Consider the following 20,922-nt stretch of genomic DNA (forward strand, 5'->3'; position numbering starts at 1 on the left):
TGTTTAAGCTCTGCGCCTAGGCATTAGGGCAGAATATATCGTTTAGCCATTGAATGCCTTGAGCAATATCATCGTCTTTGGTATTTCCCTTTTGCCACCCGCAGTGAGTAAGGTAACTATGATGGCCAGTTTGATGCTTAATTGCAGAACTCAATAGCGTTTTTAAGTTAAGTTGTACTCACATTATCTTTGTATCAATTAGCTTATGTCGTGAGCGTTTACAAAACCATTTTGCTAATTTATCAACACAGTTGAAAACATTAAGTAACACTTTAGCTTCACAGAGCGAAAACTTAGGGCGCATTCTCGCTGGAAATGAGGCAAATTGAAAGTATCGCAGGACGATAGTGTCGATTCTGTTGTAGGTTAAAGCGCAATTACGTACAATTTGCGGCTCTTCGATTGGTCTGGGCAGGAAGCGTAGGCCACCTCTTTTCAAATATCGGAATCAAGCATGACTCAAGAACAAACGCCGTTGGTTGAGATCCGTCATTTGGGCTTTCGCCGTGGCCAGCGTGTCATATATGAAGATATTAGCCTGTCTATCCCTAGGGGCAAAGTCACCGCCATTATGGGACCGAGTGGCATAGGTAAGACCACCTTGCTCAAGCTTATCGGCGGCCAATTAACGCCCGATAGCGGCCAAGTGTTGTTCGATGGACAGGATGTGCATGCGGCGAGCCGTAGCGAATTATTCGAACTGCGCAAGCGCATGAGTATGTTGTTTCAAAGTGGCGCATTATTCACCGATATCAACGTCTTTGATAACGTTGCCTTTGCGCTACGTGAACATTCAGGCCTGCCCGAAGAGATTATTCGGACTATCGTGCTGATGAAACTTGAGGCCGTTGGGCTGCGGGGCGCCGCGCAAATGATGCCCAGCGAGTTATCCGGTGGGATGCAGCGCCGCGCTGCCTTAGCTCGGGCGATAGCCCTTGAGCCAGAAATGGTCATGTACGATGAACCCTTTGCCGGACAAGACCCTATTTCTATGGGCGTGCTGGTTAAGCTTATCCGCGAACTTTCCGATGCACTTAATTTAACCTCGGTTGTGGTGTCCCACGATGTGGATGAAGTGCTCGGGATTGCAGATTATGTGTATGTGGTTGCAGATAAAAAAGTTATTGCCCATGGCACGCCTGAAGAGTTAAAGCATGCGGATAATCCGCAGCTCAAGCAGTTTATTCAAGGTGCGCCAGATGGCCCTGTGCCGTTCCATTATCCGGCAAAGGATTACCAGCAAGAATTATTGGCAAAAGGAGTTGGCAAGTGAAGTTATTAGATAGTATTGCCGACCTTGGCCGCAGCGCTATCGAGTTAGTGCTCGGTTTTGGCCGTGCAGGCCTGATGCTGTGGGGCGCGATTGTTCGTTGGCCTCGGGTGCGTAAAGGTTTTCCATTATTAGTGCGCCAAATCTATGTGGTCGGCGTACAATCTATGGTCATTATTGTGGTCTCCGGCCTGTTTATCGGCATGGTATTGGCGCTGCAGGGCTACAACATCTTAGTCGGGTTTGGTACGGAGGAGAGTTTAGGCCCGATGGTGGCCTTAAGTTTACTGCGTGAACTTGGCCCCGTGGTTACAGCGTTGTTATTTGCTGGCCGCGCAGGTTCGGCACTCACCGCCGAAATCGGTCTGATGAAGAGTACCGAGCAGTTATCCAGCTTAGAGATGATGGCGATTGACCCACTGCGGCAAATCATTGCGCCACGCTTTTGGGCGGGTGTAATAAGCATGCCGTTGTTGGCGCTGATGTTTACTGCGGTAGGTATTTATGGCGGCCATTTAGTGGGCGTGGAATGGAAGGGGATCGATGGTGGTGCCTTCTGGTCGATTCTGCAAGCCTCGGTAGAATGGCGCCAAGACATAGTGAACTGCCTGATTAAGAGTGGCGTATTTGCCGTGGTGGTGACTTGGATTGCCTTATACCGCGGCTATCAAGTAGTGCCGAATCCAGAAGGGATAAGCCGTGCAACTACTTCAACTGTGGTGCAATCGAGCCTCGCCGTACTGGCATTGGACTTTTTACTAACAGCCCTGATGTTTGGCCGCTAACGGATTGCAGCGCCAAGGATACAGATCGACGGATTAACAGAGTGGTAACTGAGCATGTTGACACGAAAAATTGAATTATTAGTGGGTGTGTTTCTCTTAACGGGCTTAGCGGCCTTTTTAGTGTTGGTGTTTAAAGTCGCCAATATCGAAGTGCAGACCAGCGACAGTAGCTATACCCTCACCGCCAACTTCACCAATATCGGTGGCTTGAAGGTTCGCTCTCCGGTCAAGGTTGGCGGCGTCGTGGTTGGCCGCGTGAGTAAGATTGATTTAGACCCAGTCAAACTGGTGGCTGTGGTGACGATTGTGATGGACAAGCGTTTCGATAAATTTCCTGAAACCAGTAGCTTAGCTATTTTAACTTCAGGTTTGCTCGGTGAGCAGTTCCTCGGATTAACACCAGGCTTTGTCGATGATGACGTGAGTATGCTTAAGGATGGCGACAAAATTGACGATACTCGCTCAGCATTAGTGTTAGAAGATCTGATTGGTCAGTTCTTATATAGTATGGGTTCAAAGGATAAATAGGGGTTACCGCTATGTTTAAACGCTTATCGCGCTTATTACTGCCGTTAGTATGGATGTTTACTGCAACGACCGCACTGGCGGATGACGCTCAGGTTAACACTATGGATCCTTATGCCATGGTGAAATCTGTTGCCAACAAAACCTTCGACCGGTTCCACAAAGACAAGGCGTTGATTGACGCCGATGCGGATCATCTCAAAGTGATTGTGCGTGAAGAATTAATGCCTTACATCGACTATAAATACGCCTCTTACAAAGTGTTAGGTCAGTATTTAAAAGAGTCGACAGAAGATCAGCGCAATCGTTTTGTCGATGCTTTTGAAGGCTACTTAGTTTCAACCTATGCCCAAGCGTTTACCGAATACACTAACCAAAAAGTGGAGTTTTCGCCTGGTAGTGATTTCAGCAATGAGAAGATTGTCGATGTAAACGTACAGATTATCGAAGCGGGTCGTCCGCCGATTAAGCTGTTGTTTAAAGTTCGTCGCCTCAAGGATGACTCTTGGAAGGCGTTTGACCTAGTCGCTGAAGGCGTGAGTTTGCTGTCCTCTAAGCAATCTGAAATCTCGAACCTTATCCGCCAACAGGGGATTGATTCAGTGATTAAGATGCTGGAAGAGCGCACCAAAGACAAAGTGACTAAAAAGCCTAAAGCAGGGAAGTAAGCGCCGTGGTTGAATTTGTGCAACAGGGTAACATTTGCCACCTAAAAGGGCGTTTATCACAGGAGCAAGTGGTCGTGCTATGGCCGCAAAGGCAAAGCCTGTTAAGCCAAGATACCCAAATGTTGTCGCTCACTGAGCTGGAGTACAGCGACAGTGCTGGTGTGGCATTTTTGTTGGCGTTAGTGCGCCTGCATGGCACGCCACTGAAGCTGTGCTCGGCATCGGAGCAGTTAAAAAAATTAATCAATTTATATGATTTACAATCCTTCTTCAGCGAAGAAGCGAATTGAAAAGGTACCGAATTTCATGGAATGCAGCTTAATAGAACAGATTTTACGTGACGCGTTAGCACTCGATGAAGTGCACGCCAGCTCCGATGGCAGCCACTACAAAGTGATTGCCGTGGGTGAATGTTTTGACGGCATGAGCCGTGTAAAACAACAACAAGCCATTTATGCACCCTTGATGAGTTATATCGCCAGCGGTGAGTTACATGCATTAACGATTAAAACTTTCACGCCGACTCAATGGAAACGCGAGAAAATTTTCAACAGCTAGTAGTGAGGAAAAGTGGATAAATTAGCGATTCAAGCAAGCCCTCCGCTTGCTGGTGATGTGATTATTTCCGGTGCCAAAAACGCTGCGCTGCCGATTCTAATGGCAGGCGTGTTAGCCGAAACTGACTTTGTGGTCTCGAACGTCCCTAATTTGCGTGATGTGAGCACCAGCTGCAAATTGCTGCGTTGCCTAGGCGCCGATGTGGATGAGTTGGGCGAAGGTAAGATCCGTATTTCGACCAAGAACCTTAATGAGTTTTGTGCTCCTTACGACCTCGTTAAGACCATGCGTGCCTCGATTCTGATCCTTGGGCCGTTATTAGCCCGCTATGGCACCGCAGACGTATCATTACCCGGTGGCTGCGCCATTGGTGCTCGTCCAGTAAACCTTCACTTACATGGCCTCGAAATGATGGGCGCCAAGATTGAAGTGAAAGAAGGTTATATCAAGGCCCGTGTCGATGGTCGCTTAAAGGGCGCCCATATTTTTATGGACATGGTGAGCGTAGGCGCGACCGAAAACCTATTGATGGCCGCGGCACTTGCCGATGGCGAAACCGTGATTGAAAACGCTGCCCGTGAACCAGAAGTGATCGACTTAGCTAACTGTTTGATTGCTATGGGCGCGAAGATCACCGGTGTCGGCAGTGCCACACTGCGTATTCAAGGCGTTGAACGTCTACAGGGCTGTGAGTACCGAGTGATGCCGGATCGTATTGAAACCGGTTCATTCCTTGTTGCCGCCGCTGTGACCCGTGGTCGTATCCGTTGCTTAAAGGCAGACCCTGCTTCGTTAGAGTCTGTTATCGCGAAACTCGAAGATGCGGGTGCCAAGATCACTACAGGTGAAGATTGGATTGAGCTCGATATGGAAGGCAAGCGTCCAAAAGCGGTAAATATCAAGACGGCACCATATCCTGGTTTCCCAACCGATATGCAGGCGCAGTTCTGCGTGCTCAACGTATTAGCCCAGGGCACGGCGACCATTACCGAAACCATCTTCGAAAACCGCTTTATGCACGTGCCAGAACTTATCCGTATGGGCGCGACCATGGAGCTTGAAGGCAATACCTGTATTATCCAAGGCATTGAGTCTTTGAGTGGGGCGCAGGTAATGGCGACCGATTTACGTGCCTCGGCAAGTCTAGTGATCGCAGGCTTAGTTGCCGATGGTAAAACCATCGTCGATCGCATCTATCACTTAGACCGCGGCTATGAGCATATCGAGCAGAAGTTCCAAGGATTGGGCGCGCATGTAGAGCGTGTGCAATAACATTTGCGTAGAACTAGCTCCCAATAAAAAACCAGCCAAGTGCTGGTTTTTTATTGCGCGCAATTTGTTTAGCTAAAAAGGAAAGGGACAGAAATCATTTAGTAGCTTTACTTATTAGCTCCATTTGTGGGCCAATGACCTATCCAGAAAATGCATAATAATTAAACTAATTTGAATATTCATATCTGCTATCTCGAAAAAAAACAGCACTAATTTAAAAATATCGAGCTCTTTTCATCAAGCATTAACTACGTGAAAAGAGCTCTTCATATCACTACAACTGCCCACCCACACCTTTGAATTTTTCAACAAAAGCGGCAATTTTCTGAAAAACCGTTTGCTTCTGGGTTCGGTACTGTGGGTTCAATGGGCTAAGTTTGGGCAGTGCCTCATTAAGTGCTGTGCCATTTTCAGAGGCGTACTCACGTTTGAGTGATGACGCAATATAGCGTTTGGCAGCATCGATATTGAGCTTTTCAGAGGCAATAATGGCATCGGCTTCGCGCTTCTGCTCCGCCTGGGCGAATTTGAAGAAAGCGTCGATAATGCTGGCTTTGTCATTGATCTCATCTAGGTTTGTCTGGTTAATAAAATCAACCACCAAGCTCTCTTTCGCTCTATTGCCAAGGCTACCGCGGATCATACGACGAACTTCTTCAATCAAGCCTTCTTTGCTCTTGTTCTTCTTATTGTGATCAAAAATCAGTTCAAGAATGTAATCGAGGTTGATTTCTTGCGATTTAAGCAAATCAATTTCAAAGACCACATCGTCCCAGTCTACCGTTGACTTATCTTTATCCTGACCTTCTTTATCGCGTCGCAACCAGTCGCGGGTATCGTTGTAGGTAGAGCGATAATCTTGGATAGCACGTTCGCTCGGCATATCGATGGTTTGCATTGCCTCGATGTCAGCATCGTCCAGATAGTACTTTGACTTAAACTCTTCAACAGCTTGTTCATCACTGGTATCTAAGCTTTGCAGTGCTTTTAATCCAGCAAACTCATCGTAGTTTTGTAGAATATTTTCTGCTTTTAGGTATTCACCAAACAGCTTGGCAAACTCTTTTTTATCTTGTTCTTTTTCAATATTTTCTGGGTTTGGAAAGCGTTCTTGCAGCTCTTTGACGATATCAACAAAACCTCGACGCGCTTGGCCAGTAGCAATATCGTTAAAGCCTTCCATGTATTCTTTGTAGCTCTTCTCCAACACCACGTTTTTGGTGTTTTTGTCACCAAACAAGGTGATTGCATCAATGGTTGCCTGTTCCAAATCACGGAAGGTAACAATATTGCCAAAGGTCTTCGTCGCATCATAAATGCGGTTAGTGCGAGAAAATGCCTGCATCAAGCCGTGATAGCGCAAATTCTTATCAACAAACAGGGTATTAAGCGTAGGCGCATCAAAGCCCGTTAAAAACATCCCCACCACTATGAGCAGATCTATTTCTTGATTCTTCACGCGCTGAGCAAGGTCACGGTAGTAGTTCTGAAAGCCATTACTGTCCACGCCATAGTTAGATTTAAACATGGCGTTGTAATCTTTAATCGCGGCGCTCAAAAACTCTTTCGCGCTGCTGTTCATGGCACTGACTTCAAAACTCTCATCTAAAATATCACCAATGGCGTCCTGCTCTTCATTGGCAGCAAATGAGAAGATAGTTGCAATGCGCAGAGGTTTACTTGTAGGTCCATTCTCAGCCTCGGCCTGCAATGTTTTGAAGGTTTCATAGTAGGCTTTCGCCGCATCAACACTACTGACCGCAAACATGGCGTTAAACCCTTTGGCGCCAGAATAGGCTCGATGTGTTTTCTGGTTAAAATGGCTCAGAATATACTGCGAGATTTCACCAATGCGCATTGGATGTAAGAAGGCTTTCTTATTCTCCGCCGCACTAAGCTTCTTATCATCCTGCTCAGTCTCAATGCTCTTAAATTGCGGACGAACATCGTTATAGTCCACTTTGAACTTGAGTACTTTTTCATCACGAATGGCATCAGTGATCACATAAGTGTGCAACTGCTGGCCAAACACGCTGCCCGTGGTTTCAGCACCCAAGGCGTTTTCAGGGAAAATTGGCGTACCGGTAAAACCAAACTGGTAGTACTTTTTGAATTTCTTCTTCAGATTTTTCTGCGCTTCACCGAACTGGCTTCGATGACACTCATCAAAAATAAAAACGACTTGCTTGTTGTAGATAGCTAAATCGCTTTCGCTTTTGATTAAGTTGTTGAGCTTTTGGATTGTGGTAACAACAATCTTGTTATCGTCTTTGTCCAGGTTACTCTTAAGCCCTGCGGTACTGTCTGAACCGTTCACACTATCAGGCGAGAAGCGCTGATACTCTTTCATCGTCTGATAGTCGAGGTCTTTTCTGTCCACCACAAAAAATACTTTATCGATGCAGTCTAAATCGGTGGCCAAACGTGCCGCTTTAAAGCTGGTGAGTGTTTTTCCTGAACCCGTGGTGTGCCAAATGTAACCCCCACTTTCAGGCTTAGCCCAGTCTTTAGCGTTAAACGCGCTCTTTATCTTCCATAAAATGCGCTCTGTAGCGGCAATCTGGTAGGGACGCATTACAAGTAAGGTATTGCTGACGTCAAACACCGAGTAACGCAAGATCACTTCAAGCAAGGTCTCTTTCTGGAAAAAAGTGGCAGTAAAGTCTTTTAAATCCTTGATCAGTGTATTGTCGGACTTCGCCCAGTTCATCGTAAAGTCGAAGCTGTTCTTGTCGCGCTTGGTGGTATTGGCAAAATAGCGCGTGTCGGTGCCATTAGAGATCACAAAAAGCTGCAAGAACTTGTACAAGGAGTGATCGCTATTAAAGCTTTCTTTGCTGTAGCGATGTATTTGATTAAACGCCTCACGGATTGCCACACCACGCTTTTTCAGCTCGATTTGCACCAAAGGCAAACCATTAACCAAAATCGTCACATCGTAACGGTTGGCATGGCTTCCCGTTTGCTCAAACTGCTTAATGACCTGCACTTTGTTACGAGCAATGGTCTTCTTATCAAACAGGTAGATGTTTTCTATATGGCCATCATCAAAGACAAAATCGAAAATATAGTCACTGTGCACTTTGCGAGTTTTATCAAGAATATTGTCGCTTGGTGTGTTCAGGTATTGCTCGCAAAAGCGAGCCCACTCGCCATCAGTAAACTGGACCTTATTAAGGGCTTGTAGCTGCTTGCGCACATTCACCATCATGGCATCGGGCGTGGTTAGCGCAGGTAAATACTCATAGCCCTGATTAGCTAAGTCTTGAATCAGTTCACGCTCTAGATCACCTTCGCTCTGGTAGCCTTCAGCAATTTGGTCCTGGCGTGTGTATTTATCTAAAACAATGTAATTTTTAGACTCTGCGATTGCTTTGTATTCTGCCATATCTATTCCTAAGCCTGTGTCCCTTGTTGAGTGCGCATGCCTTTATAAATATTGTCTATCTCTTTCACTAAAAACTTAAAGACGCGCTTATGATCTTCTTCGACTTCGGCCACTTCATGGCCTGCGTGTTTTGCATGGTTATATAAATTAATAACCCGTGCATAGGGGTTTACTTGCCCCTTGGCCCTATTACCTTTGACACCGGGCAACAGCTCACCCCACTCTTCGTACCCCAAAAACGTTGACGTTTTTTCGAGTACATTTCGCAAAAAATTAAAGTGGTATTTGTGGATATCGCCTGAGTCTGCCGCTTTCATTAATTCATTCTTTAAATGCAGGTGATACGAGAAGGGCGAGTCATTTTCTTGCTCAATCAGGTCATGCTTGCCATCATCGAGCTTGCGCAAAACGAACTTGGGTGCTCGATTAAACTCGTTATGCAAAACATTGTAAAAAAGCGGATTATGAGTGGTGATGATGAACTTAAGACCAGAAATAGCGAAATCACTCGACTTAATTAAACGAGCTAAATCAACAGCCAACTCTATTAGATGGTTGTCATCTAACGAGCTCACTGGGTCATCAATAAACACATATTGTAATTGGTTAAATTGGTCAGTTTCGCGGCCAGCATCTTCAGGTACATTTAAGATGCTAATCACTTGTTCGAGCAATGAATAAAAAATACTCCAAATAAAGTTACTTTCTTCACCCTTTGATATTTTAATTTTTCTATCTGGTTCGTCATCGCCACCTTGATGTGAAAACGTCACCTCAGAAAAGGCTTTCACGGTAACATCTTTTCCGTCTTTGTCTTTAGCCGTGTATTGCGGATTAAAGCGTGGCGTTAGTTTATCGTTGGCATAGCGCTGGAACGTGCTGATCACGTTCATGTCTTGCCCTTGCTCTTGCAAAATCCAATCGGTAAACGTATTAGGTTGGATTTTTAGCTTCGGCTCTGCATCAGCATCTAAGTCGTTATCCCAGTAAAACAAGTCTTCCGTAAACGCGTTGTAATACAAAATCTTATGGCGCGAAAGTGGCGCTTGCTCTGCACCATCAAGATCATCCTGTCCATCTTCCTTTGGCGCGATGATCTCTTTAAATTCACGGGACAAACGCGTCTTACCTGTGCCATTAAAGGCATAGATCAACTGCACCTTGTTTTGACGTGCTTTAAGCTGTTCTGCTATTTCCGTTAGCGTGTTACTCATTAAGCTGCCTCATCTGATTTAGGAAAGCTTAACAACAGATCACGATAATACTCGTATTGCTTTTGGCGTAGCTCAATTTCGCGTGGGAGACCTTCCGAAAGCGATTTTGTGAGTTTATCAAATTTATCTAAGATACTAACTATATGCTCCTGCTTATGGAGTGGAAGAATTGGTACCTTAACTTCAAGGATCTGCCCTTTACGTAAATTTGTTTGATCAACGCCATTATTGTGTTTAAGCAACTGTGGTGTTCTATCTAAAAAATAATGTAAAAACTTAGGCAAAATTTCAGACTTATCTTTAACGGTAATTCCACCTATACGCTGATTTAACGTGTACCTTTCGTCCTCATCTACAATAAATGTTTTTGAGAGAGCTTTACCATTGGGTAGATCACTCATTACCAGTAGAATATCGTCTTTAAAAAGAGGGCATATTTGGCTATCTGAGTACTTAGCAACTAACCCATCTGTGGAGATAAATTTTGAATTTACAACAATAAACTTACCATCTTCTGATATATCTTTCTCATGTCCTTTTCCATTCGCAAAGTGCGCGACCTCCTCCAGCGTCTTCCACTCAACGTCACCCTCTTCAAAACCCAACAACTGGTCGCGGTAGTAGTTGTATTGTTTTTTCCGCATGTTAAGTTCGGCGGTCAGCTCGGCGGTCATGGCGGTAAATGCGTCCAGAATGCGCACTATTTCGGCCTGGATTTCCAGGGATTTTTCTGGGTTATCTGGGCATGGAATGGGGATTAAAAGTTTTTTTAGTTCGCCCATAGGCAGACTAACTACAGGGTTTCCTACGATTTTTTTGCTGTAGTCTTTAACTATCTCACTCGAATTTAATAAATGTGATAAAAATCTGGGAAGAATTTTTTCTTGAATGGGCTTTATCGTATAAACCCCTTCCTTGATATTCCAGTTAGCAGGTTTTTCTTCTATTATCGCAGTCCGCCCAACCGTTCCGGTTCCGGAAAATAATATGTCACCAACTTCTAACTTAGAACGGCCATTTATGAGCTCTAATGCTCTGTCATTCACTCTGTCGGTTTTATCAAGAAAAACGATCTTTCCATCCTGAATTTCTCGGACGGTTACGTAATATCCTTGAGCATCACTAGTGTTTAATTGGAAGTTTTGACGAGGATTCAGCCCGGTTTTTAGGGAATGAATGACTTCTTCCAATGGCTTCCACTCAACTTCTACACCATCCAACAGTTTTTCCATGTAACTCAAATGATTCATGCCTCAAGCTCCTCACCTTCAATCTCTGCAACAATGGCGTCAATATCACTGCGAAGCGCATCAATTTTAGCGACGGTGGTTTTAAGTTCAGCATTAAGCTCTGTAATATTCACTAGCTCGCGGTTGTCTTTAGCTTCCACATAACTGCTTACCGAAAGGTTGTAGCTATTGCCTGCGATAACATCCAAATCAACGCATTTAGCAAAATGCTCTACATTCTCTTTGCTGGCAAACACTTTCATGATGTCTTCAATGTGCTGCTCAGTCAGCACGTTGTTGTTGGTTTCTTTTTTAAACAAACCGCTGGCATCAATAAACTGGGTGGTAGTGTCAGTTTTGTGCTTAGACAGCACTAAAATATTCACCGCAATGGTGGTGCCAAAAAACAGGTTTGGTGCCAGTGAAATCACGGTTTCAACATAGTTGTTATCAACCAAGTACTGACGAATTTTTTGCTCAGCACCACCACGGTAAAAAATACCGGGGAAGCAAACAATCGCTGCACGACCTTTGCTTGATAGGTAACTGAGCGCATGCAGCACAAAGGCAAAGTCGGCTTTTGATTTAGGCGCGAGCACACCAGCGGGCGCAAAGCGATCGTCGTTGATTAGGGTTGGGTCGTCGCTACCAATCCAGTTAATCGAATAAGGCGGGTTAGAGACTATCGCATCAAAGGGTTTGTCATCGAGAAAATGCGGTTCGATTAAGGTATCGCCCAACTGAATATTGAACTTGTCGTAGTTAATGTTGTGCAAAAACATATTCATACGCGCCAAGTTATAGGTGGTGTGGTTGAGCTCTTGACCAAAAAAACCATCCTCAATGATATGCGCATCGAAGTGTTTCTTGGCTTGTAACAGCAACGAGCCCGAACCCGCCGCAGGGTCATAGATTTTATTGACGCTGGTTTGGCCGTGCATGGCAAGTTGCGCGATCAATTTTGAAACGTGCTGAGGGGTGAAAAATTCGCCACCGGATTTACCAGCATTTGCCGCGTAGTTGGAGATAAGGAACTCGTAGGCGTCACCGAATAAATCAATTTGGTTGTCTTCAAAATTACCGAAGGTTAAACCTGCCACGCCTTTTAACACCGCAGCTAGGCGTTTGTTTTTTACCTCTACCGTATTACCCAGACGATTACTAGTGGTATCAAAATCTGCAAACAAGCCTTTGATGTCTTTTTCTGAATCATAGCCATTGGCTGAGTTTTCGATTGCAGCAAAAATAGTAGCTAAATCGGTATTTAAGTTTTCGTTTTTGTGTGCATTGGCAGCAACATTACTAAACAACTGGCTAGGGTAAAGAAAATAGCCTTTGGTTTTAATGGCATCTTCTTTAGCAAACTTGATGTTTTCATCATCGTCAGACATGGCGGCATAATTAACGCTCTCATCACCGCCTGTGATGTAGTTGACAAAGTTTTCACTGATAAAACGGTAAAACAGCGTACCCAGTACATATTGTTTAAAATCCCAGCCATCCACTGAGCCTCTTACATCGTTGGCAATCGCCCATATTTGGCGTTGAAGTTCGGCACGTTGTTGTAAACTTGTCATTATTAGAATTCCTGATCGTTCTAAATTGCACTTTATGAGGGCAACCTATTAATTATTAATTTACTTGCTCTAGTTCTACTAAAGCTTGTTCTGCGTTATGCCAAGGTAGACGCCTGCCATTGGCTTGCATCTGCTTATAGGCTGCTCGCGCTTGTTCGGTATTGATTTGCTGATGAACCACCAGTTGGCTTACTAGCCAAACTGTGCCTTTAACAATGGCAGCTTCTTTTTCTGCTGCTTTTCTCAGTGCCATATCACCGGTCAGTAAAGGACACTGTTCTTGCTTTGCTAAAGCAAGGGCAAAACAATCGTTTCGGCTCGCTTGGGTATAGGTCCCCGTTAGCTGCATGGCATACATCATTGATTCTGCAGAAACCTCTTTTAGCGCTAACCCTAAATCCAGAAGGTGGGGATGATCTTCTTCAAGTTCTTCAACAAAAAGAATATCTGGCGTTGCAAAGTCATAGGGCAACTGAAACATTGCTTCCAGTAAACCACCTTCTTCCATGTCAATGAGGATATTGGCATCACTAATTAGCAGCTGCTGTACGGCTAGCCTCCTGAGCTAACTGTGCTTGAGTCGGCACCTCCAACTTTCGTTCTTTACGAAAGCTAGAAACCGACATTCCCAGTAACTCTGCGGCTTTTGATTCCCCAATATACTCCTCACCTAGCGCACGATAAACGAGTTGCTTGTGTAGATAAGTCGACTCATGCGGGTAAGCTTTTCCTGGCTCCTCCGTTCGCCAGCCATTTTTGCTAAACAGCATAAATAGGTTTTTCTGAGTCGCAGGCGTAATTATTCCACATTGGCCAGCTCGAAACAGTGCCGCTAGCATGCTAATACCGTATTCGTGCTTTAGCATCAGTAATTCACGCGGTTCAATATGACGGCGCTTTTCACCCAAGTGTTCAATAAGTGATTGGGTAGGTAAAAGAAATGCACCAGCAAAGGCATTACAAGCCTTCTCCTCATCAATCCCTTCAGCTAAACGACCATGCACGACTAAGTGCCCAAGTTCATGGGCCAAGGTGAAGCGCTGACGGTCACCACTTTGGGCGGTAGAGATCACCACTACAGGAGTGCTACCAATCTTGCCCGCTAAACCGTCAAACTTCTTATCAGTTTCCACATCAGTGGTAATGATCATCACCCCTTTAGCTTCGAGGGTATCGATCATATCGTGAATAGGGTTTAGCCCTAGCTCCCAAGCATGGCGCATCTGAATAGCCAAGTCTTCCGCTTGTTCTAAGCTAAAGATTTGTTCTGGAAGCTCATTTGGTAAAGTAAACTCAGGGATAGGCTTCACTGAGTCGGGATACAACTCTAAAAGCTCTTGCCAACGTTCAGCTTGTTCTAAAACATCGCCATTAATTCGGTCTAAAACTTTCTTTGGTGTACTAGCACGCTTGCGGTACTCTACGCCCTCTAGTTTCACCTTCGTTGGACGAAAGAAGTACTCAGTGCGCACATCGAGCGCTTTCGCGAGTTTTAGTAGGTTTGAAGAAGAAGGCATAGCCGTGCCATGTTCATACTTTTTAATGGCGTTAGCGGACAGTCCTACCTCGTTGGCTAATGCATTCATGGATAGCCCGGCAGCCTTACGGGCTCGTTCTAAGCGTTCTGCAAACATGGAATCCTCTCAAGCAATAGCTCGGTTTATAAAGTCATTAAAATTATGTTTAATATAAACCTTATAAATAAGATTTTCTATCTATTTTGCAGCGCAGGGTTCTCCATTTTGCTCATGCCTAACCTTACAACCTACCGATGTATATAGACTTATTACGGGTAACGTCAAAACTCTATATCTTCAGATATATTTAATGCATCTTCCATTTCTACCCCTAGATAGCGAATGGTACTATCCAACTTGACATGGCCTAGTAGTAGCTGCACGGCTCGTATGTTCTTTGTTCGAGCATAGATCAACGTTGCTTTTGTTCTTCGCATAGAGTGAGTTCCATACAGGTGAGAGTCATAGCCAAGTTGTGATGCCCAACGACGAATGATTGTTGAATAACAGCTATAACTCATTGGTCTGCCCGACTTTCGAGGACTTGGGAAAAGATAGTCTGAAATGGCTAATTGGCTGTGTATAAACCACTGGGTTAACGATTGTGCCGTGCGTGACGTGATTTCAAATTGTACCTCTCTACCCGTTTTACTTTGGCTATAAAGGACACGATTTTGGATAATACCACCTGACGAAATATCCCTTACTTTCATCCTGAGTAAATCACATGAGCGTAACTTGCAATCAATAGCGAGATTAAGTAACGCTAGCTCCATGATATTACCTTCGATTTCGAGTCTAGTGCGGATACGCCAGATATCCTCGAGCTTAAAGGGCTTTTTCTGCCCAGTTCGATGGCCTTTTTTCGTCCACATAACTGACCCCTAAATGACTTTAGAAATGTCCTTATTTATTTTAGCTTGAGATTGAGGTCAATGAGTTGAATAGATATGCAATTTAGGAAATTGTGACAGATTTGAAACTCAAAACTGTAGTGTATTTGGTCTAACTGATAATGGGGCAAAAGCTTTTTAGCTACACGAACAGTTAGAGGGATACTTAGGATTGGCAATGTTGTACCAGTGACCTTCTAAAACAAGGATGTTTTAGTAGAGCCTCAGGGACGAGTTTATGGCGTGTCACAGGGGAAACAATGACAATTCATCCTACACACCCGATGACAAACTCATCTAAATTTGGGGCAAAAGTAAGTGAAAAATGCAGTGAGAGATAAATAGCTCTGCCGTTTGAGGGTGAGGTAATAGGTGATTTGGATGATGACTCAGAATGAGGTTTTACATGCCTCATTCTGAGATTAACAAAGTCAGTTACTGAGCTTAATTATCGACGACGACTTTTTCATCGATAATAACGGGTAGTTCCTGCTGTTTACCTTGGCGAATAACCGTCATCATGATTTTCTTGCCGGGCGTAGTTTCGGCAATTCTATCCATCAGCATTTCGACCCCAGGCACATCTTCGTCGCCGTATTTGATGATTACATCCCTTGGTTGTAGCTGCGCTCGTGCCGCTGGACCATTAGGATCGACACCAGTAACTAATACACCACGTAAATCGGGCAGGTTGAGGATTTGTGCCACAACTGGGTTAATCGGTTCGCCAGAGATCCCTAAGGCACCACGGATCACTCGACCATTTTTAATCAGTTTACCCATAATGCTGTGGGCCAGTTTAATCGGGATCGCGAAGTTAATGCCGTGGCCGCCACCTTCGCCGCCCACTTGGAAGGCGGCGGTGTTGATACCAATCAGGCTACCATTAGTGTCGATTAAGGCGCCGCCTGAGTTACCGGCGTTAATCGCAGCATCGGTCTGTAAAAAGTCTAAATAACCCGAACTCAAGCCGTTACGACCCGTGGCGCTGATAATACCTTGGGTAATGGTTTGCCCAAGGTTATAAGGGTTACCAATGGCTAATACCACATCGCCAACCTGTGGTGGGCTGTCGAGATTGACTGGCACAGTAGGAAGATTATCGCCTTCGATCTTAAGCACAGAAAGATCGGTTTCGGGATCAAAACCTACGACTTCCGAGGTGAATTTGCGGCCATCTTGTAGGGCGACTACAATTTCATCGGCTTTTTTAATGACATGATAATTCGTGAGAATATAGCCTTCTTTACTCATGATCACCCCAGATCCTAAACCTTGGAGTGAGCCAGAATTCAATGGACGGCTCTGATCGATACTTAAACTGTAAATATTGACTACGGCAGGTGCTGCGCGGCGGACTGCCTTAGCAAAGGACAGTTCAACTGTATTATTACCGCGGTTTTGCAGAAGTGAATTGCCAAGACTCTTATTATCGAAGTAGTGAGTCACCAATAAAAACATGGCCGCCATGATAAGGCCGAAAAGCACGGCTTTACCGAGATATAACAGGGTTTCTTTTATTGTCATGGCAGGCTAAATATTGAAAAAGGTGAGTTAGATTAACATGTTTAACAAGTTAAAGCATAGGGAACGCGCGTTCCCTATGCTGATCCGCATCTGATAATGGGATATAAATCAGACTGGCGTATCGATTAACGCAGTACTAGGTACAATAAGCTCTTACCACGCAGGATCTTCAGGGCTACAGCACCTTCTTGATCTTTGAGCTGTTCCTTGAGTGATTTGAGATCTTTCACCGCAGAACGATTGATACCGACAATCAAATCGCCTTTTTGCAGACCACTCATTGCCGCAGGCGAGCCTTGCGCGACATCGGTAATTTCAACCCCTTTAGAGGCATTTTCTAATGAGGCTCCTTGCAACATAGGATGTACAGCACCAGCCGCTTTTTCAGTAGTTTGGCTAGCTTCGCCTAAGGTGACACTCACGGTCTTCTTATCACCATCACGGATAAGGCCCAGTTCGACCTTGGCGCCTGCGCCCATGGTTGCCACTTTAGCTCGCAGCTCTTGGAACGACTTAATTGCTCGTCCATCCACGCTGACAATAATATCGCCCGCTTTAATACCTGCTTTTTCGGCAGCACTGCCCGCAGTGACTTCATTCACAAAGCCCCCGTGCTGAGTGTCTAACCCAAAGCCTTGGGCAAGTTGGCTATCTAAATCACGGCCTGAAATCCCCAGCACGCCACGGCGAACTTCACCGTGTTCGGCAATTTGAGCCACGAGGTTTTTCACCATGTTTGCGGGAATCGCAAAACCGATACCGACGTTACCACCGTTTGGTGCGACGATAGCCGTGTTAATACCGATCAGTTCACCTTTAAGGTTAACCAGCGCGCCGCCCGAGTTACCACTATTGATAGCAGCGTCGGTTTGGATAAAGTTTTCAAGCATTTCAATGCCTAAACCACTACGGCCTAGGGCACTGACAATCCCTGAGGTCACGGTTTGTCCTAGACCGAAGGGGTTACCAATAGCCACGGCAAAGTCACCAACACGCAGCTCATCTGAGTCGGAGGTTTTAATTGCGACTAGATTTTTTGCTTCAATTTGCAGCAAAGCAATGTCGGACTCTGAGTCGGTACCAATCAATTTGGCTTTGACTTCACGGCCGTCATGTAAGCCAACTTGGATATCATCGGCACCGTCAATCACATGGTTATTGGTGACAATATAGCCTTTGTCAGCATCGATAATCACACCAGAGCCTAAGCCTCTAAATGGACGCTCTTGTACTTGTTCCTGCGGTGCATTCGGGCCGAAGAAATAGCGGAACACATCGGGTACGCGTTGTTTGGACACATGTGTGCCAGACACCGCGACAGAAACCACTGCGGGAGTCGTGCGCTCTAGCATAGGCGCAAGGCTGGGAATGGGTTGTCCCTCAACAGATTGCGGAATAGCGGCCTGTGACACCGCAGGCATCATTGTCAGGGTTGCGGCTAACATTGCGGCTGAAAGTACAGATAATTTCGTTTTCATCTATTCATAACTCCAAATAAGGGATCAAGGATCTGGATGTAATGCGTCGTCAGTTTGTGTCCGCACCAGATCGAATCTGTATCGGTACCGGCTATTTGCCTAGGTAACCATTCGGACACGCACCTCATTGAAAAAGTTCATCAATATTAACAAAGGTTAATTTCTTAACGGTTATTTTATCAACATTTTATTGACTGTAACTGAAGTGAAACTTGTGGGCTTTTAAGGTATTTTTCAAGTCCTAATAACTTCCAATCATTGAGTTTAATCAGCTAACAGCATAGTTCTTCCTAATCAGTTTTATCATATTAAGCCGTTGTGCTAGGCCTCTCCGCGAGCTCACTACAGATCCAAGTTGATGGGGTATAAATATATGCTGCGTCATCTTGGCCGTGTTAATATCGACGCAGTTTTTCCAAAGGATAAAAGAGAATAATAACGTGCCCCAGTTAAGCCCTTGGCAGCATTATCAAAAAGATCTTACTCGTGATGGTTTTTCCCATGATCCGGCGCAGGAAATGGCGGTAAAGGCGCTGCAACGCGTTTATGAGGATCTCACCGCAGCCGAAGAGCCTAACTCTTTATTTGGTAAGCTATTGACCTCTTTTGGCTTAAAGTCGGCACCCGCGCCTACAAAAGGGCTTTATCTTTGGGGAGGCGTAGGCCGCGGTAAAACCTATTTGATGGACACCTTTTTTGATGCATTACCTGGCAATCAAAAGTTAAGGGCGCACTTTCATCGTTTTATGCATCAACTGCATTTAGATTTAGACACGCTTAAAGGTACGCGCGATCCATTATTAGTGATTGCCAAACAAATGGCGGCAAAATATAAAGTCATTTGTTTTGATGAGTTTTTCGTGTCAGATATCACCGACGCCATGTTGCTTGGCACCTTATTCCAAGCGCTCTTTAAAGAAGGCGTGGTCTTAGTGGCTACCTCAAATATCATCCCCGATGACCTATATAAAAATGGGTTGCAACGGGCGCGATTTCTTCCTGCGATCGCGCTGATCAATCAGCATTGTGAAGTATTAAATGTGGATTCGGGGATCGACTACCGTCTACGGACGTTAGAGCAGGCGGAAATTTACCACTATCCACTTGATGAGCAGGCCGATACTAACTTGCTGCGTTATTTCCGTCAGTTAGCGCCTGAGGCCGAGGTTTCAACTGACGCGATTGAAATCGAAGGCCGTGAAATATCCATTCGCCAACAGGCGCAAGGTGTGTTGCTTGCTGATTTTAGAGCCTTATGTGATGGCCCCCGTAGTCAGCGGGATTATATGGAACTGGCGCGGATTTATCATACCGTGCTGGTGAGTGGCATTGAGCAAATGGGCGCATTTTTAACGGGTGATGATATCGCCAGACGCTTTTTGGCCATGGTGGATGAGTTTTACGAGCGCAACGTTAAATTGATCGTGTCCGCGCAGGTGCCGTTAGAAGACATTTATGCCGACGGCTTATTGAGTTTTGAATTCAGACGTTGTCGTTCCCGTTTGATTGAAATGCAATCCCACGATTACTTAAAATCAGAGCATTTACCCTAAGTCTTAGACTATTGCAGAGCGTGCTTTGCGGGGTTTTTCTCGACAAATCTTCAGTGGCTCATTCCTTAGCGTAGTAATGAGCCACATCGATCGAATTTTTATGATTTTTGTCAAAATATCAGGTGATTTTTAACTCACGTTTGTCTATAATCCGCCACCTGCCCACGTTACTCCACCAAACTAGGTGGAAGTTGTACGCCGAGTTAAGTACTCGAAGGGGTACTGAAAGGCAATTTTGTGTTGTTTGTCATTGCAAGCAACATGTGAGACAGAAAATTAACTTTGGGTTTTTGTAATAATGAAGACTTTTACTGCTACACCAGAAACTGTAACTCGTGACTGGTTCGTCGTTGATGCTGACGGCAAAACTTTAGGTCGTATCGCTACCGAAATCGCTCTGCGTTTACGCGGTAAGCACAAGCCAGAATACACTCCTCACGTTGACACTGGTGATTACATCATCGTTATCAACGCTGAGAAAGTTACTGTTACTGGTAACAAAGCGCAAGGCAAGACGTACTACTCGCACTCAGGCTTCCCTGGTGGCATCAAGCAAATCAGCTTTGAAAAGCTGCAAGCTCACAAGCCAGAAATGATCATCGAGAAAGCAGTTAAGGGTATGTTACCAAAAGGTCCTCTGGGCCGTGCCATGTTCCGTAAACTGAAAGTTTACGCTGGCGCAGAACATAACCACGCTGCACAACAACCTCAAGTTCTTGATATCTAAACGGGATTAAGCAAATGGCTGCAACTCAGTACTACGGCACTGGCCGTCGCAAAACCTCTACAGCACGCGTATTCGCTAAAGCTGGTAGTGGCAACATCGTTGTAAATCAACGTCCTTTGGACCAATACTTTGGTCGTGAAACTGCTCGTATGGTTGTTCGTCAACCATTAGAACTAGTTGAAATGACTGACAAGCTGGACATCTATGTAACTGTTAAGGGCGGTGGTATCACTGGCCAAGCAGGTGCAATCCGTCACGGTATTACTCGTGCTCTGATGCAATTAGATGAAGCTCTGCGTCCATCATTACGTTCTGCTGGTTTCGTAACCCGTGACGCTCGTAAAGTTGAGCGTAAGAAAGTGGGTCTACGTAAAGCACGTCGTAAGCCACAATTCTCTAAGCGTTAATACGTTTTGGAATATCAAAAAACCCAGCTTATGCTGGGTTTTTTATTGCCTAAAATTGGCTATGCTCGCGTTAATGAAAGTGTTTTTTGCTGACTGTTCGAAGAGAGGGGAAGATGAGCTTACAGTTATTTATGTTGGCCGTGGCATTGGTGCTGATTTTAGAGGGCGTGGGGCCTTTGTTATTCCCTAATAAATGGCGCCGATATTTAAATGAGCTTTCCCATCAAAATCAGCAAGTTTTACGCCGGATTGGCGGTTCTTTAGTCACCGCTGGGCTGGTCATTTTGATTATTTTTTCATAAATGCCTTACCACTTGCGGTTTAAAATCTGTTA

20 protein-coding genes are annotated in these 20,922 nt (G+C 45.0%); 11 read left to right on the plus strand and 9 right to left on the minus strand.

The window, feature by feature from the left end; genetic code table 11:
- The first annotated feature begins 454 nt into the window (after window positions 1-454).
- Genes mlaF through murA form a run of 7 tightly spaced genes read left to right on the plus strand, consistent with a single transcriptional unit; the run spans window position 455 to window position 5,078 of the window.
- Window positions 455-1,273 (plus strand): phospholipid ABC transporter ATP-binding protein MlaF, encoded by an 819-nt coding sequence (mlaF, locus tag SHEWPOL2_RS06295; protein ID WP_037427130.1) that lies wholly within the window; start codon window positions 455-457, stop codon window positions 1,271-1,273.
- On the plus strand, window positions 1,270-2,055 hold the full coding sequence (mlaE, locus tag SHEWPOL2_RS06300; RefSeq protein WP_037427131.1) for a lipid asymmetry maintenance ABC transporter permease subunit MlaE: 786 nt from the start codon (window positions 1,270-1,272) through the stop codon (window positions 2,053-2,055). The genes mlaF and mlaE overlap by 4 nt, the downstream gene beginning before the upstream one ends.
- A gap of 54 nt (window positions 2,056-2,109) precedes the next feature.
- Window positions 2,110-2,583 carry an outer membrane lipid asymmetry maintenance protein MlaD gene (gene mlaD, locus SHEWPOL2_RS06305; protein ID WP_037427133.1) on the plus strand — a complete coding sequence of 158 codons (474 nt, stop codon included), beginning with the start codon at window positions 2,110-2,112 and terminating at the stop codon, window positions 2,581-2,583.
- An 11-nt stretch (window positions 2,584-2,594) separates the two neighbouring features.
- Window positions 2,595-3,248 carry an ABC transporter substrate-binding protein gene (locus tag SHEWPOL2_RS06310; RefSeq protein WP_037427135.1) on the plus strand — a complete coding sequence of 218 codons (654 nt, stop codon included), beginning with the start codon at window positions 2,595-2,597 and terminating at the stop codon, window positions 3,246-3,248.
- 5 nt (window positions 3,249-3,253) lie between these two features.
- Entirely contained in the window at window positions 3,254-3,538 is a 285-nt protein-coding gene (locus SHEWPOL2_RS06315) for an STAS domain-containing protein (RefSeq protein ID WP_037427136.1), read from the plus strand.
- A gap of 16 nt (window positions 3,539-3,554) precedes the next feature.
- The gene (locus SHEWPOL2_RS06320; RefSeq protein ID WP_011621481.1) at window positions 3,555-3,806 is read left to right on the plus strand and encodes a BolA family protein; all 252 of its coding nucleotides are present in this window, start codon (window positions 3,555-3,557) and stop codon (window positions 3,804-3,806) included.
- Between the two features lie 12 nt (window positions 3,807-3,818).
- Complete coding sequence (murA, locus tag SHEWPOL2_RS06325) at window positions 3,819-5,078, plus strand: UDP-N-acetylglucosamine 1-carboxyvinyltransferase (RefSeq protein ID WP_011073687.1); 1,260 nt, start codon at window positions 3,819-3,821, stop codon at window positions 5,076-5,078.
- A gap of 274 nt (window positions 5,079-5,352) precedes the next feature.
- Here murA and SHEWPOL2_RS06330 read toward each other — a convergent pair whose 3' ends face one another.
- From SHEWPOL2_RS06330 to degQ, 9 genes are all read right to left on the minus strand, one after another.
- Entirely contained in the window at window positions 5,353-8,466 is a 3,114-nt protein-coding gene (locus SHEWPOL2_RS06330) for a type I restriction endonuclease subunit R (protein ID WP_037427137.1), read from the minus strand.
- Between the two features lie 8 nt (window positions 8,467-8,474).
- The gene (locus SHEWPOL2_RS06335) at window positions 8,475-9,680 is read right to left on the minus strand and encodes an AAA family ATPase (RefSeq protein ID WP_037427139.1); all 1,206 of its coding nucleotides are present in this window, start codon (window positions 9,678-9,680) and stop codon (window positions 8,475-8,477) included.
- Window positions 9,680-10,930: a restriction endonuclease subunit S gene (locus SHEWPOL2_RS06340; protein WP_037427141.1), complete on the minus strand. Its 1,251-nt coding sequence runs from the start codon at window positions 10,928-10,930 to the stop codon at window positions 9,680-9,682. Before SHEWPOL2_RS06340 ends, SHEWPOL2_RS06335 begins: the two co-directional genes overlap by 1 nt.
- On the minus strand, window positions 10,927-12,486 hold the full coding sequence (locus tag SHEWPOL2_RS06345) for a type I restriction-modification system subunit M (RefSeq protein ID WP_037427143.1): 1,560 nt from the start codon (window positions 12,484-12,486) through the stop codon (window positions 10,927-10,929). The genes SHEWPOL2_RS06340 and SHEWPOL2_RS06345 overlap by 4 nt, the downstream gene beginning before the upstream one ends.
- Before the next feature lie 55 nt (window positions 12,487-12,541).
- Window positions 12,542-12,994, minus strand: coding sequence for a PIN domain-containing protein (locus SHEWPOL2_RS06350; RefSeq protein WP_050991316.1), 453 nt, complete (start codon window positions 12,992-12,994; stop codon window positions 12,542-12,544).
- Window positions 12,995-13,016: 22 nt separating this feature from the next.
- The gene (locus SHEWPOL2_RS06355) at window positions 13,017-14,120 is read right to left on the minus strand and encodes an XRE family transcriptional regulator (protein WP_037427146.1); all 1,104 of its coding nucleotides are present in this window, start codon (window positions 14,118-14,120) and stop codon (window positions 13,017-13,019) included.
- Between the two features lie 164 nt (window positions 14,121-14,284).
- Complete coding sequence (locus SHEWPOL2_RS06360) at window positions 14,285-14,878, minus strand: tyrosine-type recombinase/integrase (protein ID WP_012588474.1); 594 nt, start codon at window positions 14,876-14,878, stop codon at window positions 14,285-14,287.
- Window positions 14,879-15,340: 462 nt separating this feature from the next.
- Window positions 15,341-16,423 carry an outer membrane-stress sensor serine endopeptidase DegS gene (degS, locus tag SHEWPOL2_RS06365; protein ID WP_037427151.1) on the minus strand — a complete coding sequence of 361 codons (1,083 nt, stop codon included), beginning with the start codon at window positions 16,421-16,423 and terminating at the stop codon, window positions 15,341-15,343.
- Window positions 16,424-16,548: 125 nt separating this feature from the next.
- Window positions 16,549-17,901 (minus strand): Do family serine endopeptidase DegQ, encoded by a 1,353-nt coding sequence (degQ, locus tag SHEWPOL2_RS06370; protein WP_037422060.1) that lies wholly within the window; start codon window positions 17,899-17,901, stop codon window positions 16,549-16,551.
- 440 nt (window positions 17,902-18,341) lie between these two features.
- Here degQ and zapE point away from each other — a divergent pair, with 440 nt between their 5' ends.
- The 4 genes from zapE to SHEWPOL2_RS06390 all read left to right on the plus strand — a co-directional run bounded on the left by zapE (window position 18,342) and on the right by SHEWPOL2_RS06390 (window position 20,890).
- Window positions 18,342-19,454: a cell division protein ZapE gene (zapE, locus tag SHEWPOL2_RS06375; RefSeq protein WP_037427153.1), complete on the plus strand. Its 1,113-nt coding sequence runs from the start codon at window positions 18,342-18,344 to the stop codon at window positions 19,452-19,454.
- Window positions 19,455-19,752: 298 nt separating this feature from the next.
- Complete coding sequence (gene rplM / locus SHEWPOL2_RS06380) at window positions 19,753-20,181, plus strand: 50S ribosomal protein L13 (protein ID WP_011073682.1); 429 nt, start codon at window positions 19,753-19,755, stop codon at window positions 20,179-20,181.
- A gap of 14 nt (window positions 20,182-20,195) precedes the next feature.
- Entirely contained in the window at window positions 20,196-20,588 is a 393-nt protein-coding gene (gene rpsI, locus SHEWPOL2_RS06385) for a 30S ribosomal protein S9 (protein WP_006083052.1), read from the plus strand.
- A 113-nt stretch (window positions 20,589-20,701) separates the two neighbouring features.
- Window positions 20,702-20,890 (plus strand): DUF2065 domain-containing protein, encoded by a 189-nt coding sequence (locus SHEWPOL2_RS06390; protein WP_011715861.1) that lies wholly within the window; start codon window positions 20,702-20,704, stop codon window positions 20,888-20,890.
- Window positions 20,891-20,922 lie beyond the last annotated feature (32 nt).

It is taken from the genome of Shewanella sp. POL2, assembly GCF_000282755.1.
GTDB lineage: Bacteria > Pseudomonadota > Gammaproteobacteria > Enterobacterales > Shewanellaceae > Shewanella > Shewanella xiamenensis.

What these genes read in the sequence shown, in the direction of transcription:
- SHEWPOL2_RS06350 (WP_050991316.1), bottom strand. Translation starts at nt 12,994, where the DNA reads ATGGAAGAAGGTGGTTTACTGGAAGCAATGTTTCAGTTGCCCTATGAC.
- rpsI (WP_006083052.1), top strand. Translation starts at nt 20,196, where the DNA reads ATGGCTGCAACTCAGTACTACGGCACTGGCCGTCGCAAAACCTCTACA.
- SHEWPOL2_RS06390 (WP_011715861.1), top strand. Translation starts at nt 20,702, where the DNA reads ATGAGCTTACAGTTATTTATGTTGGCCGTGGCATTGGTGCTGATTTTA.
- SHEWPOL2_RS06335 (WP_037427139.1), bottom strand. Translation starts at nt 9,680, where the DNA reads ATGAGTAACACGCTAACGGAAATAGCAGAACAGCTTAAAGCACGTCAA.
- degQ (WP_037422060.1), bottom strand. Translation starts at nt 17,901, where the DNA reads ATGAAAACGAAATTATCTGTACTTTCAGCCGCAATGTTAGCCGCAACC.
- SHEWPOL2_RS06310 (WP_037427135.1), top strand. Translation starts at nt 2,595, where the DNA reads ATGTTTAAACGCTTATCGCGCTTATTACTGCCGTTAGTATGGATGTTT.
- SHEWPOL2_RS06320 (WP_011621481.1), top strand. Translation starts at nt 3,555, where the DNA reads ATGGAATGCAGCTTAATAGAACAGATTTTACGTGACGCGTTAGCACTC.
- mlaF (WP_037427130.1), top strand. Translation starts at nt 455, where the DNA reads ATGACTCAAGAACAAACGCCGTTGGTTGAGATCCGTCATTTGGGCTTT.
- rplM (WP_011073682.1), top strand. Translation starts at nt 19,753, where the DNA reads ATGAAGACTTTTACTGCTACACCAGAAACTGTAACTCGTGACTGGTTC.
- mlaD (WP_037427133.1), top strand. Translation starts at nt 2,110, where the DNA reads ATGTTGACACGAAAAATTGAATTATTAGTGGGTGTGTTTCTCTTAACG.
- SHEWPOL2_RS06340 (WP_037427141.1), bottom strand. Translation starts at nt 10,930, where the DNA reads ATGAATCATTTGAGTTACATGGAAAAACTGTTGGATGGTGTAGAAGTT.
- degS (WP_037427151.1), bottom strand. Translation starts at nt 16,423, where the DNA reads ATGACAATAAAAGAAACCCTGTTATATCTCGGTAAAGCCGTGCTTTTC.
- SHEWPOL2_RS06345 (WP_037427143.1), bottom strand. Translation starts at nt 12,486, where the DNA reads ATGACAAGTTTACAACAACGTGCCGAACTTCAACGCCAAATATGGGCG.
- SHEWPOL2_RS06360 (WP_012588474.1), bottom strand. Translation starts at nt 14,878, where the DNA reads ATGTGGACGAAAAAAGGCCATCGAACTGGGCAGAAAAAGCCCTTTAAG.
- SHEWPOL2_RS06355 (WP_037427146.1), bottom strand. Translation starts at nt 14,120, where the DNA reads ATGTTTGCAGAACGCTTAGAACGAGCCCGTAAGGCTGCCGGGCTATCC.
- SHEWPOL2_RS06330 (WP_037427137.1), bottom strand. Translation starts at nt 8,466, where the DNA reads ATGGCAGAATACAAAGCAATCGCAGAGTCTAAAAATTACATTGTTTTA.